We start from the raw sequence: 13,873 nt of genomic DNA, 5'->3' as shown, positions 1-13,873 counted from the left end.
CGGTGACCGAATCCGTCGACGTCGTCCTCATCGGTGGCGGCATCATGAGCGCCACCCTGGGTACACTCCTGCACGAACTCCAGCCGGACTGGAAGATCGTGACCTACGAGCGCCTGCATGACGTCGCGCTCGAGAGCTCCAACGCCTGGAACAACGCCGGAACGGGCCATGCCGCCCTCTGCGAACTGAACTACATGCCGGAAGGCGCCGACGGCAAGCTCGATCCGGCCAAGGCCGTGCAGATCAACGAGCAGTTCCAGCAGAGCCGGCAGCTGTGGGCGTCACTGGTGCAGGCCGGGATCCTCGACGAGCCCAAGACGTTCATCAACGCCACACCGCACATGACGTTCGTGCAGGGCGAGAAGGACGTCGCGTACCTCAAGAAGCGCTACGAGGTGCTGAAGAAGGAGCCGCTGTTCGCCGGGATCGAATACAGCGAGGACTCCCGAGTCATCCACCAGTGGGCACCCCTGCTCATGAAGCGGCGCCGCAGGGGCGTGCCGTTCGCGGCGACCCGTGTGCCCGCGGGGACGGATGTCGACTTCGGCGCGCTGACGCACCAGCTGTTCGATCACCTCAAGGACAACGGCGTACAGGTGTTCACTAACCGTGAGGTGCGCGGGCTCAAGCAGCAGAAGGACGGCACCTGGCTGATCCGCTCCCGCGACACGATCGGCGGCACGCCCCGGCAGCTGAAGTCCCGCTTCGTCTTCGTCGGGGCCGGCGGATGGGCGCTGAAGCTGCTCCAGCGCTCCGGCATCCCCGAGATCAAGGGATACGGCGTCTTCCCGATCGGCGGGCAGTGGCTGAAGACGAGCAACCCCGCGCTGGTCTCCCAGCACAAGGCGAAGGTGTACTCGCAGGCATCGGTCGGTGCGCCCCCGATGTCCGTCCCGCACCTCGACACGCGAGTGGTCGACGGCGATGCATCGCTGCTGTTCGGTCCCTTCGCGACGTTCAGCCCGAAGTTCCTCAAGAACGGGTCGATGTTCGACATCGTCGGTCAGGTGCGGCCATCGAACCTGTGGCCGATGATGAAGGTCGCCATCGACAATCCCTCGCTGCTGACGTATCTGGTCGGCGAGCTGCTGAAGAATCACCACGCCAAGGTCGACAGCCTTCGCACGTTCATGCCCACGGCGAAAGACGAGGACTGGGAGCTGCTCGGCGCGGGGCAGCGCGCCCAGGTCATGAAGCGCGACCCGAAGAAGGGCGGCGTGCTGCAGTTCGGCACGGAGGTCGTCACCTCCGCGGACGGCACGATCGCCGGCCTGCTCGGCGCCTCGCCCGGTGCATCGACCGCGGTTTCGATCATGCTGGGTCTCCTGAAGACCTGCTTCCCCGACCAGATCGCCGCATGGGAGCCTCGCCTGGAGAAGCTCATCCCGAGCTACGGCAGGTCGCTGAACGTCGATCCGGCGGTCGCCCGGGCCTCGGTCACGCAGACCGCTCAGGTGCTCGCGATCTCCGCCTGAGCATCCGCCGTCTCCATCCGTACGCTGTGCTGTTGGCCGGGAGCAGGACGGAGGTTTCGTAGACTCGGCGGGTGGCCAAACTCTACTTCCGCTATGGGGCGATGAACTCCGGCAAGTCGACAGCTCTTCTCCAGGCCGCGTACAACTACGAGGAGCGGCATCAGAACGTGCTGCTGGCCAAGCCGGCGATCGACACGAAGGCCGCCGATCAGATCGAGAGCCGGCTGGGGGTGTCCCGCACGGTCGATTTCCTCCTGGCGCCCGGAGAGGGCGCTCGGGAGGCGTTCGCGCGTGAGGCGGCTCGTGTGCTGAAGGAGACAGGTCAGGCGGTGGCGTGCCTGCTCGTGGATGAGGCGCAGTTCCTCACCCCGGACCAGGTCGACGATCTCTTCCGCATCGCGGTGCTCGATGACATCCCGGTGCTCGCCTACGGCATCCGCACGGACTTCCGAACCGACGCCTTCCCCGGTTCTCGTCGCCTGCTTGAGATCGCACACACCCTCGAAGAGCTGAAGACCATCTGCCGCTGCGGCCGCAAGGCGATCTTCAACGGGCGGGTCATCGGCGGGCGCTTCGTCTTCGACGGCGACCAGGTCGCGATCGACACGGCCTCGGCACCGGATGCGGACATCGAGGTGACGTACGAGTCGCTCTGCGGACTCTGCTACCTGCAGGAGTCCGGAGGCCACCTGGACGGCCGCTGACCTCACCGCACCGGGACGGGCGCTCACTCCGCCGCTCGCTAGGCTGGAGACATGCGCGTTCTTCTCACCGGCGGAGCCGGGTACATCGGGGCACACACGGCCGTCGCCCTCGTCGAGGCCGGTCACGACGTCCTCGTCGTCGATGATCTCTCCGCCTCCAGCGAAGAAGCCGTTCGGCGCATCGAGCGCATCACGGGTGCCCGCGTGCCGCTCCTGGTATCGGATGCGCGCGACGAGGACGCCTTGGCCGCATTCGTCCGCGACAACGCACCCGTCGACGCCGTCGTGCACCTCGCCGGCTTGAAGGCGGTGGGCGAGTCGGTCGCCGAGCCGGTCCGCTACTACGACGTGAACGTCGGGTCCTCGATCGCGGTCCTCAAGGTGATGAAGGCGGAGGGCATCCCGACCATCGTCTTCTCCTCCTCGGCGACGGTGTACGGCGAGCCCGAGTCCCTGCCGTTGACCGAGACGTCGCCCACGGGCATCGATCTGGCCAATCCCTACGGCAAGACAAAGCGCATGATCGAGGAGATCCTGCACGACGCGGCCACCGCAGACCCGGACCTCCGCGCGGTGAGCCTTCGGTACTTCAACCCCGTCGGCGCCCACTCCAGCGGGCTGATCGGCGAGGATCCTCGCGGCATCCCCAACAATCTGATGCCCGTGGTCTCGCGCGTCGCGATCGGGGCGCTGCCCCAGGTGGCGGTCTACGGCGACGACTACGACACTCCGGACGGCACCGGCCTGCGCGACTACATCCACGTGGTCGATCTGGCCGCCGGTCACGTGGCCGCGCTCGAGCGCGCTCAGCCGGGCTACGAGATCTACAACCTCGGCACCGGCGAGCCGGTCAGCGTGCTGACGCTGATCGAGGCCTTCGAACGCGCCAGCGGCCGGCCGATTCCGCGTGCGGTGCAGCCGCGTCGGCCCGGCGATGTGGCCGCCAGCTACGCAGATCCGAGCAAGGCGAGGGCAGAACTCGAGTGGGCTGCCACGCGCTCCATCGACGACGCGTGCGGCGACTACTGGAACTGGCAGACCAAGAACCCGCAGGGATACGCGACCGCCTGAGGTCAGGCGGTGCGCGGTGCCTGGGCGCGCCGCGGGGGCCGCGGCACCAGCATCGACGTCGTTCTCCGATATTCGCGGTAGCGCGGATAGCGGGAACTGGTGATCCACTCGGTGAAGGCCGTCGAGCCGAGGAACAGCAGCGTGAGCAGAGCCGGTCCCACGATGGTCGCGTTCAGCGCTCCGCCCCAGAGTCCCAGGCCCGACGCCACAGCGGCACCGGCGCCGATCGCGTAGAACGCCCACCACTGCGCCTGCTCGAAGAAGAAGTTCGGATGCCGGCTGAAACGCCAGAGGCCCGTGGTCACGAAACCCGGCTCGAGGGTGCCGCCGGCCTGTCGCTTCGCCGCCTGAAAGCTCCACTGCTGCTGGTCCGCCACCGTCTCGCCGGCGAGGAACGCCGCGAAGATCAACGCCAAGGCGACGTCCCACGCGTTCAACGGCGCGGGGTTCTGCCACGCCACCATGGCCGGAAGGGTGATCAGGACGAGCAGCGCGTTCTGGTAGAGGACGATGAAGAACAGGTTGAAGATCTGGAACTGCCACGGCTTCATGCGTGCGCGCAGCACAGCCCACCGGTAGTCCTCCATGCCGGTGTAGCCGCCTTTGCGCGCGAAGTTGAAGGTGAGGCGCACGCCCCATGCCGTTCCGAGGGCGGCCATGAGCAGCAGCCTGGCCGGGTCGCCGCCGTCCACCAACCCGGCAGCGGCGAAGATCCAGACATAGACCACCGGTACGACCGACCAGAGGCGGTCGACCCACGAGGTGTCCTTGGTGATCAGCGAGGCGAGCCAGCACGCGACGCAGCTGAGCGACGCGACGAGGAGGACGAGGGCGAGGGGGTCCACGCCGCTCACCTTAGACCCCGCCGGAGCTTGCTGTGGTCAGACCACACAGGCTAGTGTGGTCACACCACAGCACCGACGGCGAAGGACGGAGACGCATGGCAGCGACCGATCTGACGGCTCCGCCGTCCGGCACGCGCGCGTGGCGCTGGGTCCTCGAGCACATCGAGGCCGAGCTGCTCGACGGCCGCCTGGCCCCGGGCGACCGCCTCCCGCCGGAACGGGAGCTCGCCGCCCGGCTCGGAGTGGGCCGCTCCAGCGTGCGCGAGGCGCTTCGCGTGCTCGAGGTGCTTGGCCTCGTCCGCACCGGAACCGGCTCCGGTCCGACGTCGGGAGCGATCATCATCGCCACCCCCCGAGGCGGGATGTCCGCGCTGCTGCGCCTGCAGGTCGCGGCGCAGGGTTTCCCGCTGGCCGACGTGGTCGCCACGCGGCTCCTGCTCGAGATGGCGGTCGCCGCCGACGTGGCTGCCGCGGACGAGCCGGATCTCGGTCCCGTGCACGAGGCCCTCTCGGCGATGGATGCCGTCGACCTCACCCCCGATGAGTTCCTGACTCTCGACGCCCAGTTCCATCTGTCCCTGGCGGAGGCATCCGGCAACGTCGTGGTCGCAGCGATGATGGCGGGTCTGCGCACGTCCGTCGAGTCCTACGTGCGCGCCGCCGCCGCATCCATCACCGACTGGTCGGCCACGGCCGACCGCCTTCGTGGCGAGCACCGAGGCATCGTCGACGCCATCGCACGCCACGATGCCGAGCTCTCCCGCACCCTCATCCACGACCACATCACGGGGTATTACACCCAGACGCGCCTCGGCGCGTGACGAGAGGATCACCATGGTGAAACGCCAGCTGCCCAAGCCGACCGAGCTTCTGGAGCTCATGCAGTTCAAGAAGCCGGAACTGGATGGGCGCAAGCGCCGCCTCGAGGCGGCGCTCACGATCGGCGACCTGCGCGCGATCGCCAAGCGCCGCACCCCGAAGGCCGCGTTCGACTACACCGACGGCGCGGCCGAGGGTGAGCTCTCGCTCTCACGCGCCCGGCAGGCGTTCGAGGACGTCGAGTTCCACCCCGGCATCCTGCGCGGCGCCGCCGACATCGACACGTCCACGACGATCCTCGGCGGGCCGAGCGCGCTGCCGTTCGGCATCGCGCCCACGGGCTTCACCCGGCTCATGCAGACCGAGGGAGAGAGTGCGGGGGCGTCGGCGGCGGCAGCCGCCGGCATCCCGTTCACCCTCTCCACGCTGGGGACGACGTCGATCGAGGACGTCAAGAGGGCGAACCCGCACGGCCGCAACTGGTTCCAGCTCTACGTCATGCGCGACCGTGAGATCTCATACGGCCTGGTGCGCCGTGCCGCGGAGGCCGGCTTCGACACCCTGCAGTTCACCGTCGACACCCCGATCGCCGGCGCCCGCCTGCGCGACAAGCGCAACGGGTTTTCGATCCCGCCCCAGCTGACCGTGGGGACCATCGTCAACGCCATCCCGCGTCCGTGGTGGTGGTACGACTTCCTCACGACTCCCAAGCTCGAGTTCGCCTCGCTGAGCACCACCGGCGGCACGGTCGGCGAACTGCTGAACGCCGCGATGGACCCGACGATCAGCTTCGACGATCTGGATGTCATCCGCGGCATGTGGCCCGGCAAGATCGTCGTCAAGGGCGTGCAGACCGTCGAGGACTCGGTGCGGCTGATCGACGCCGGCGTCGACGGCATCATCCTCTCCAACCACGGCGGTCGGCAGCTCGACCGCGCTCCGATCCCGTTCCACCTGCTGCCGAAGGTCGTGCGCGAGGTCGGCAACGACGCGACGGTGATGATCGACACCGGCATCATGAACGGCGCGGATATCGTCGCCTCCGTCGCCCTCGGAGCGAAGTTCACCCTGGTGGGTCGCGCGTACCTCTACGGCCTCATGGCCGGCGGTCGCGAGGGAGTGGACCGCATGATCGGGATCCTGCGCAGCGAGATCGAGCGCACCATGACGCTGCTCGGGGTTGCGTCGCTCGAGGAGCTCGGTCCGCAGCACGTCACCCAGCTCGCTCGTCTGGCACCGATCGCCCCGCCCGCTCCGGCGCGTGCGCCGCGGCGTGTGCCGACCGCGAAGATCTAGACCCGGACGGGAAGGGCGGGCAGCAGCCGCTCCAGGTGGGCGGCGGTGTCTTCCCAGCCCTCCACGGCCTCGCATGGCACGCCGAGGGCGAGTACGGGATAGTCGTTGCCGTCGGGGTCGAGCCGGTCGCCGTAGAAGAGCATGTCATCGAGGGCGATGCCCGTCTGGTCCGACAGCTTCCCCATCCCGTACGCCTTGTCGATCCCGCGATGGGTGATGTCGACCGATGTCGACCCGCCCGAGCGGACCTCGAGGTCCGGGACGCGCGCAGCGACGGCGTCGCGGAGCGCCGACTTCTTGGAGCCGGTCGGGTCCCAGGCGGTCTTGGCGTCGAGGGGAGCGGCCTGGCCGAGCGCCGAGAAGGTGATCTGCGAGCCCCTGTCCTCGAGGATGGGACCCCAGGTCTGCTCCTCCCAGAGGCCGAGGCGGCGGGCCTCCTCCTCGACGGCGGCGAGGGCTCGCGCCTTCTCGTCCTCCGTGAGGTGATGGGCGTAGACGGGAGTGAAGTCGGTGCCGTCGTACCGGAAGTACTGGGTGCCGCAGGTCGGCATGAGGTGGATGCGCTCGAGCGTCTCGGCAGGAGCATCCGGCAGCCGGTCGATGACCTGCGCGCGGAACTGGCCCATCTGCCCGCCCGAGATGATGGCGACCTCGACGCGCTCGGCCAGCGCGATCAGCAACGCGCCGATCTGCGGGTCGATCGCGCTCTTCGAAGGGGCCAGGGTGTCATCGAGGTCGAACGCCACGAGTTGGGGGATGCTCATGCTTCTCCTTCTACCGGGAAGGGGCCCCGCCTGTCGGCGAAGCCCCTTTGCTGGTCGGGGTGACAGGATTTGAACCTGCGGCCTCGTCGTCCCGAACGACGCGCGCTACCAAGCTGCGCCACACCCCGTGGCAACCCTCCGAGTCTACCCGATGGGCAGACCGCCCTCGTCCACCGGGTTCACGACCGCGGCACCAGAGTCAGCAGCGATGCCTCCGGAAGGCAGGCGAAGCGGACCGGCGCGTAAATGGAGTGACCGAGGCCGGCGCTGACGTTCAGGGGCACCGTCCGGCCGTCCGTCCACGAGCTCAACCCGCGCGACTGCTTGAGCGGGATGTCGCAGTTGGCGACGAGCGCCCCGAACCCGGGGACGCGCACCTGCCCGCCGTGGGTGTGGCCGGCGAAGATCATGTCGGCGCCGAGACCGGTGAAGGCATCGAGCACGCGTCGGTACGGCGCGTGGGTGACTCCGAGCGTGAGCGGATGCCGGTCTTCGCCGTCGTGGCCGTATTCATCGCCGTTCAGGTCGACCTCGCCCTGACGAAGGTCCTCGACCATTCCCGGCAGCACATCGAGCCGGTCCCACTCGCGGTGCGCGTCGCTGACGCCGAACACGTCGATTCGGTGCCCCCGCACCTCGATGCTCGTCGCGGTGTTGTTGACGTCCTGCCAGCCGAGCGTGGAGGACATGAAGGTGTCCAGCCCGTCGGTGTCGAGCGGTTCGGACGTGGGGTGCTTCTTGGACGGCCCGGTGAAGTAACGCAGCGGGTTGCGAGGCGACGGTGCGGTGTGGTCGTTGGACCCGTGCACGAAGACGCCCGGGATGCCGCGGAACCCGGCGAAGGCCGCGCGGATCCCGCGCAGTCCGTCGGCGTGCCCCAGGTTGTCGCCGGTGTTGACGATGAGGTCCGGGTCGAGCGCGGTGAGCGAGGCGATCCACCCCTGCTTGCGGCGCTGCCACGGCGCCATGTGCACGTCCGAGATGTGCAGCACCCGGATCGGTTCCGAGCCCGGTTCGAGGATCGGCACGGTGGCACGCCGAATGGTGAACAGGTGTCGTTCGATCCCGACGCCCCACACTGCGGCGGCCGCGCCCAGAGCTGCCGCCGCCGCGACCGCGGTCACGGCGGGGGAGCGGGTGACACCCGCCATCAGGGGCACTTGTCGCGCGAGTAGTTGACGCTGATCTGTGCGTTGCGGTTGGTCACGGAGCCGGCCGCCGGGTTCGTCGATGTGACCACACCCGCCTTATCGGCATTGGCGTCCTCCGTGCAGGTGCCGGGTGCGGCGCTGCCGAAGCCCGCGCCGCGGATGGCGCTCAGCGCCTGCTCCGGTCGTTGACCCGAGACGTCGGGGACCGAAATCCCCTGGCCGTTGCTCGGGTTGATGGTCACTGTCGCCCCACCGGCGATCCGGCCGCCGGCCGGGTCTTGCCGGGCGATGATGCCCTCGGCCTCGCCGGAATCGACCGCCTCGCCGACGAGCACGGTGAAGCCCGCTTCCTGAAGCGTCGCGCGCGCTTGGTCGACCGGCATCCCCACGGTGCTGGGCAAGTTGGTGAGGACCTGGCGCGTCAGGTTGTTGTCGGGTCGCGGGAACTCGTCGCCGCCGTACACGGCGTTCGCCGCTCGCTGGATCACCGGAGCGATCCTGTGGCGCAGCTGGGCGAGTTCCACGCCGTTGTAGTAGCGCTTGTAGAGGGTCGCCTCGTCCTTGACGTTGCCGACCCAGACGGCGGTCGTCGCGTTCGTGCTCGACTCGATCATCATGGTCTGGTACGTGTTGTGCGTTCCCGTCTTGCCGATCAGCGGAGTGCCATCGCGGGGGTTCGAGGCGGCACCGGTGCCGCCGGAGTTCATGACGCCCTGGAGGGCGTACGCGGCCGTCGCAGCGACCTCGGGGGCGATCACCTGGGTGCAGGTCGACACCGGCGGCGCGATTTCCTGGCCGTTCGCGTCCGTGACCCGGTCGATCGCCTTGGGCGTGCAGTAGATGCCCTTATTGGCCACCGTGGCGTAGGCGCCGGCCATGGCGAGCGGCGAGATGTTCTTGGAGCCGAGCACGTCGAAGGCGACGTTCGCGATGTATCCGACGTCAGGGTTGCTCTGGTAGGTGAGCTGCCCGTCTCCGGTCTTCACGCCCATCCGGTCGGCGACCTTGTTGATGTCGCACAGGTCGAGCTTCTCGGCCATCGCGAGGAATCCGCTGTTCAGGGACGCCTTCGTGAACTGCGAGACGGTGCCGGTGTAGCCACCGTCCTTGGCGAAGTTGTCGATCTTCGTCCTGGTCGTGTTGACCCAATCGCCTTGACAATTGGCCTTCATGCGCGGGAACACACGGTTGACGCCGTTGAGTGTCTCGTTCAGCGAGTGGCCCTTCTCGAGCCAGTCGATCAGCGTGAACAGCTTGTAGGTGGAGCCGACGGGGAAGCCCTGTGAACCTCCGTGCGCCTTGTCCGAGGCGTAGACCAACGAGGAGTAGGCGGGGTCGGTTGCCGACAGGGCGAGGTCCTCCGTGAATGTCGTGTTCTGGGCCATCGACAGGACGCGGCCGGTCGTGGCCTCGACGTTCACCGAGGCCGCGCCGAAGCTCATCCCGTCGATCCTGCCCGGAGCCCAGTCGCGCATCGCCTGCTCCGCGGGCAGCTGGAGGCGCACGTCGAGCGAGGTGTAGACGTTCAGCCCCCCTCGCTTGAGCGCCTCTTCGCGATCCTTGTCAGTGGCGCCGAAGGCGGGGTCGCTCTGGATGATCGTCTTGACGTACTGGCAGAAGTAGGCCGATCCGAGGGCCGCAGCGCAGCCGGTCTGCGGCTGCACGATGTTGGGGGTGATGGGCTCCGCCACCGCGGCATCGTGCTGCTCCTGGGTGATCTTCCCGTCTTCGAGCATGCGGCCGAGCACATACGTCTGGCGGCCCTTCGCCTTCGAGTAGCCGTCGGCGGCGCCGTTGACCTCGTTGGTCGGCTGGTCGATCCGGTAGCTGTTCGGATTCTGCACCATGCCGGCCAGCGTGGCGGCCTGCGTAAGGCTGAGCTGGCTCGCCGGGACGCCGAAGTAGTACTGCGCCGCGGCACCGATGCCGTAGTTGGTGCCGCCGAAGTTGGCGATGTCGAGGTAGCCGAGCAGGATCTCGTTCTTCGAGTACTCCTTCTCCAGCTGGATGGCGTAGCGCATCTCCTGAAGCTTGCGCTGGATGCCCTCCGTGCCGCTGGACTGCGTGGCTTCGTAGAAGCAGGCAGCCTTCGCCTCTTCCGTCTCCGCGTCCGCCTCGCAGCGCTGGATCAGGACGTTCTTGACGTACTGCTGGCTGATGGATGACCCGCCCTGGGTCTCCGATCCGCCTCGGATGTTGGTCAGCACGGCGCGGGTCGTGCCGATGAGGTCGACACCCCCGTGCTCGTAGTAGCGAGGATCCTCACTGGAGAGGATCGCGTCGTACATGACGGTGGGGACTTCCTCGAACGAGACCGGGATGCGGTTCTGATCCCAGAACTTCGTGAGGACGATGTCCTCGCCTGTGTCGGGATTCTTGTAGTACAGCGTGGTCGGCAGCATGAGCTGATCGATCTCGAGCGCACTCGGCAGCTGGTCGAACATCGTGATCGCGCTCGATGCGGCGGCGCCGGAAACGGCGATGGCGGGGGTCACGGTCGCGGTGATCAATACACCGGCGACAGCGCTCAGGCCTACGAGGCCGGCGAGTCCGCCGAGCACGCCCGTAGCCGTCCGTTTCTTAACAGGCATAGGCTTGATCGTAGGGGAGATACCTGAGCGAACCCTTTACGGGCGCGGGGTTGCGCCGCTTCGGCCCCCGGTTTTCCGCCGATCCACCGGGAGTTCCATTGACCACTTGGGAATACCTCACCACGCCGCTGCTGATTCACAACACCGCCGCCATCCTCAACAACTGGGGCAAACAGGGCTGGGAACTGGTTCAGGTGGTCACCGGCCCCGAGGGCGGACTGGTGGCGTATCTGAAGCGTCCGGTCGGCGTCGAGCCGGCCGGCAACGCCGCCGGAATCGCTGCCGCCGCGCAGGCGGCGAGGCAGTTCGAGGGAGACCCCCGGTGACCGTTTCCGAGCGACTCGTCGATCTGGGCATCCAGCTGCCCGAGGTGGTGCCGCCCGTGGCCGCATACGTACCGGCGAAGGCATATGGCGACCTGGTCTACACCTCCGGCCAGCTGCCCATGGTCGCGGGCGCCATGCCCGGCACGGGGAAGGTCGGGGAGGGCGACGGGCTGGTGGGCGCCGCCGATGCGAAGGGGTACGCCCGTCAGTGCGCCCTGAACGCGCTGGCCGCCGCCGCCGCGGCCGTCGGCGGAGTGGATCGCCTCAGCGGGGTGCTGAAGCTCACCGGCTTCGTCGCCTCGGTCCCGGAGTTCACCGGCCAGCCCGGTGTCATCAACGGCGCCAGTGAGGTGCTCGGGGAGATCTTCGGCGAGGCCGGCAGGCACGCCCGATCCGCCGTGGGTGTGACCGCGCTTCCCTTGGACAGCCCCGTCGAAGTAGAGGTCGTCTTCACCTTCGCGTGACCCGATGTCCGGTCACCGCACTGGACCGGTCAGTGCACCTGCGCCGAGATGACGCTCATCACGGCCGTGTCGGCGAGCGTCGTGGTGTCGCCGATCTCGCGGCCCTCCGCGACATCCCGCAGCAGCCGTCGCATGATCTTGCCCGACCGGGTCTTCGGCAGCTCGGCCACGATGTAGACGTCCCGGGGGCGCGCGATCGGTCCGATCTGCTCGCCGACCCACTGACGAAGGGCGTTGGCAAGCCCCTCGGGGGAGTGCTCGGCGAGGTAGCTCTCCTTGATGATCACGAAGGCGACGACCGCCTGCCCCGTCGTCTCATCGGAGGCCCCGACGACGGCGGCCTCGGCGGTCGCCTCGTGAGCGACGAGGGCTGATTCGATCTCGGCGGTGGAGAGCCGGTGTCCCGAGACGTTCATCACGTCATCCACCCTGCCCAGCAACCACACGTCGCCGTCCTCATCCAGCCGGGCGCCGTCGCCGGCGAAGTAGTAGCCCTTGTCGCGGAACTTCTCCCAGTAGGTCTCGACGAACCGATCCGGGTCGCCCCAGATGCCTCGGAGCATGCTCGGCCACGGCTTCGTCACGACCAGCAGTCCGCCGTTGCCCTCGCCGACGTGGTCGCCGGACTCGTCCACGACCTCGATCTCGATTCCCGGGAGCGGAACCTGGGCCGATCCGGGCTTCGTCTCCGTGACGCCCGGCAGCGCCGAGATCATGATCGCGCCGGTCTCGGTCTGCCACCAGGTGTCGACGATGGGCGCCGTCTTGCCGCCGATGATCTTGCGGTACCACATCCACGCCTCGGGATTGATCGGCTCTCCGACGGAGCCGAGCAGGCGCAGGGACGAGAGGTCGAACTTCTTGGGGATCGCGCGCCCGATCTTCATGAAGGACCGGATCGCCGTGGGCGCCGTGTAGAAGATCGAGACCTTGTACTTCTCGATGATCTCCCACCACCGTCCTGGGTGCGGTGTGTCGGGCGTCCCCTCGTAGAGCACCTGCGTGGCGCCGTTGGCGAGCGGACCATACGTCACGTAGGAATGGCCGGTGACCCACCCGATGTCCGCCGTGCACCAGTAGACGTCGCTCTCGGGCTTGAGGTCGAACACATTCCGGTGGGTGAATGCGACCTGGGTGAGGTAGCCGCCGGAGGTGTGCAGGATGCCCTTGGGCTTGCCGGTGGTGCCGGACGTGTAGAGGATGAACAGCGGATTCTCCGCGGGGAACGGCTGCGCCTCGTGCGAGGCGGATGCCGCCGGCACCACGTCGTGCCACCAGATGTCGCGACCATCGACCCAGTCCACGTCGTTCTCGCCGCGGCGCACCACGAGCACGTGCTCGACGGTCTGCTGTTCCCCCGACCCGTTGCGGTCGGCGAGGGCCATGTCGACGGCCGGCTTGAGCGCGGACACCTTGCCCTTGCGATAGCCGCCGTCCGCCGTGATGACCAGCTTCGCGCCCGCGTCATCGATCCGGGCGCGCAGGCTGTCGGCGGAGAACCCCCCGAACACGACCGAGTGGATGGCGCCGACGCGGGCGACGGCGAGCATGGCGGCGACCGCCTCGGGGATCATCGGCAGATAGATGGCCACGCGGTCGCCAGCGCCGACCCCCAGATCGGTCAGGACGTTCGCGACCCGCTTGACCTCCTCTGTGAGCTCGGCGTAGGTGACGACCCTGGCGTCGCCCGGCTCGCCCTCCCAGAGCAGCGCCGGTCGATCGCCGTTCCCGGCCTCCACGTGCCGGTCGAGGCAGTTGTAGGCCACATTCAGCTCGCCGTCGTCGAACCACTTCGCGAAGGGCGGGTTCGACCAGTCGAGGGTCCGGCTGAACGGAGTGTGCCAGTGCAGCAGCGCGCGGGACTGCTCGGCCCAGAACTCCTCGTGGTCTTCGGCGGCTCGTTCGTAGAGCTCGGCCGTTGCGACGGCCCCGGCGGCGAACTCCTCCGGCGGCGCGAAGCGCCGGGTCTCGTTGAAGAGGTGATCGATCTGACTGCTCATGCGCTGCGCGCTCCCTTGCGGCGGATCCCGGCGGTGCCCGGTTCTTCTGACGACACGGTGAAATCTATCTCCGAGGTGCTTCGGCGGCTACCGCCGAAAGTCGGTGGATGCCTCGTTTCCCGACACGACCGATATACCGGTTCCGTAAACCCGGGATTTGTTTGGCAGGTGAACGGATGTATGCGTATGCTCATCACCGGCCGAACGTTCGGTTCTGGCATTGTGACACCCGATCACCCCCCGATCATGTGTCGCGCATGGCGGCATCCCATTCCCCCCATGGGATGCCGCCTTCTCGTTTCCCGGCCCTCTCCTCCCCAGGCTCGTCGGAGAATCGATCGCGCACCGATCGCCGAGCGCCGGTGCT

Annotated in this window: 11 protein-coding genes, 1 tRNA gene and 1 pseudogene; 7 read left to right on the top strand and 6 right to left on the bottom strand. The window is 68.0% G+C overall.

Features of this window, described 5'->3' with window-relative positions:
* Positions 1-2: 2 nt before the first annotated feature.
* From ACPW96_RS14835 to galE, 3 genes are all read left to right on the top strand, one after another.
* On the top strand, positions 3-1,475 hold the full coding sequence (locus ACPW96_RS14835; protein ID WP_425883998.1) for a malate:quinone oxidoreductase: 1,473 nt from the start codon (positions 3-5) through the stop codon (positions 1,473-1,475).
* Between the two features lie 71 nt (positions 1,476-1,546).
* The gene (locus ACPW96_RS14830) at positions 1,547-2,179 is read left to right on the top strand and encodes a thymidine kinase (RefSeq protein ID WP_425883997.1); all 633 of its coding nucleotides are present in this window, start codon (positions 1,547-1,549) and stop codon (positions 2,177-2,179) included.
* A gap of 51 nt (positions 2,180-2,230) precedes the next feature.
* The gene (galE, locus tag ACPW96_RS14825) at positions 2,231-3,250 is read left to right on the top strand and encodes a UDP-glucose 4-epimerase GalE (RefSeq protein WP_425820800.1); all 1,020 of its coding nucleotides are present in this window, start codon (positions 2,231-2,233) and stop codon (positions 3,248-3,250) included.
* 2 nt (positions 3,251-3,252) lie between these two features.
* Here the strand turns inward: galE and ACPW96_RS14820 are convergent, their stop codons facing one another.
* The gene (locus ACPW96_RS14820) at positions 3,253-4,095 is read right to left on the bottom strand and encodes a DUF1295 domain-containing protein (protein ID WP_425883996.1); all 843 of its coding nucleotides are present in this window, start codon (positions 4,093-4,095) and stop codon (positions 3,253-3,255) included.
* Positions 4,096-4,190: 95 nt separating this feature from the next.
* Between ACPW96_RS14820 and ACPW96_RS14815 the strand changes: the two genes are divergently transcribed.
* Positions 4,191-4,916, top strand: coding sequence for a FadR/GntR family transcriptional regulator (locus ACPW96_RS14815; RefSeq protein WP_425820802.1), 726 nt, complete (start codon positions 4,191-4,193; stop codon positions 4,914-4,916).
* 13 nt (positions 4,917-4,929) lie between these two features.
* Positions 4,930-6,210, top strand: coding sequence for an alpha-hydroxy acid oxidase (locus ACPW96_RS14810; RefSeq protein WP_425820803.1), 1,281 nt, complete (start codon positions 4,930-4,932; stop codon positions 6,208-6,210).
* On the opposite strand, the gene ACPW96_RS14805 is transcribed toward ACPW96_RS14810, so the two are convergent.
* The 4 genes from ACPW96_RS14805 to ACPW96_RS14790 form a co-directional block, all read right to left on the bottom strand.
* Entirely contained in the window at positions 6,207-6,974 is a 768-nt protein-coding gene (locus ACPW96_RS14805) for an HAD-IIB family hydrolase (protein ID WP_425820804.1), read from the bottom strand. The two genes, ACPW96_RS14810 and ACPW96_RS14805, sit on opposite strands and share 4 nt — an antisense overlap.
* Positions 6,975-7,025: 51 nt before the next feature.
* Positions 7,026-7,102, bottom strand: a tRNA-Pro gene (locus ACPW96_RS14800).
* Positions 7,103-7,153: 51 nt separating this feature from the next.
* Complete coding sequence (locus tag ACPW96_RS14795; protein WP_425883993.1) at positions 7,154-8,125, bottom strand: metallophosphoesterase; 972 nt, start codon at positions 8,123-8,125, stop codon at positions 7,154-7,156.
* Complete coding sequence (locus ACPW96_RS14790; RefSeq protein WP_425883991.1) at positions 8,125-10,716, bottom strand: transglycosylase domain-containing protein; 2,592 nt, start codon at positions 10,714-10,716, stop codon at positions 8,125-8,127. The genes ACPW96_RS14795 and ACPW96_RS14790 overlap by 1 nt, the downstream gene beginning before the upstream one ends.
* A gap of 98 nt (positions 10,717-10,814) precedes the next feature.
* Between ACPW96_RS14790 and ACPW96_RS14785 the strand changes: the two are divergent.
* Positions 10,815-10,955: pseudogene (locus ACPW96_RS14785) on the top strand (DUF4177 domain-containing protein); the annotation flags it as partial.
* An 83-nt stretch (positions 10,956-11,038) separates the two neighbouring features.
* Positions 11,039-11,506 (top strand): RidA family protein, encoded by a 468-nt coding sequence (locus ACPW96_RS14780; RefSeq protein WP_425820808.1) that lies wholly within the window; start codon positions 11,039-11,041, stop codon positions 11,504-11,506.
* A 29-nt stretch (positions 11,507-11,535) separates the two neighbouring features.
* Here the strand turns inward: ACPW96_RS14780 and acs are convergent, their stop codons facing one another.
* On the bottom strand, positions 11,536-13,506 hold the full coding sequence (gene acs, locus ACPW96_RS14775) for an acetate--CoA ligase (protein WP_425883990.1): 1,971 nt from the start codon (positions 13,504-13,506) through the stop codon (positions 11,536-11,538).
* Between the last annotated feature and the right edge of the window lie 367 nt (positions 13,507-13,873).

The sequence above is a fragment of the Micromonospora sp. DT81.3 genome (genome assembly GCF_049847225.1).
Taxonomy (GTDB): domain Bacteria; phylum Actinomycetota; class Actinomycetes; order Actinomycetales; family Microbacteriaceae; genus Microbacterium.
This window is presented reverse-complemented; position numbering and strand designations above follow the sequence as displayed.

Bases quoted from the DNA above. Each gene is read 5' to 3' on its own strand.
- galE (WP_425820800.1), top strand. From the start codon at position 2,231: ATGCGCGTTCTTCTCACCGGCGGAGCCGGGTACATCGGGGCACACACG.
- ACPW96_RS14815 (WP_425820802.1), top strand. From the start codon at position 4,191: ATGGCAGCGACCGATCTGACGGCTCCGCCGTCCGGCACGCGCGCGTGG.
- ACPW96_RS14810 (WP_425820803.1), top strand. From the start codon at position 4,930: ATGGTGAAACGCCAGCTGCCCAAGCCGACCGAGCTTCTGGAGCTCATG.
- ACPW96_RS14805 (WP_425820804.1), bottom strand. From the start codon at position 6,974: ATGAGCATCCCCCAACTCGTGGCGTTCGACCTCGATGACACCCTGGCC.
- ACPW96_RS14795 (WP_425883993.1), bottom strand. From the start codon at position 8,125: ATGGCGGGTGTCACCCGCTCCCCCGCCGTGACCGCGGTCGCGGCGGCG.
- ACPW96_RS14790 (WP_425883991.1), bottom strand. From the start codon at position 10,716: ATGCCTGTTAAGAAACGGACGGCTACGGGCGTGCTCGGCGGACTCGCC.
- acs (WP_425883990.1), bottom strand. From the start codon at position 13,506: ATGAGCAGTCAGATCGATCACCTCTTCAACGAGACCCGGCGCTTCGCG.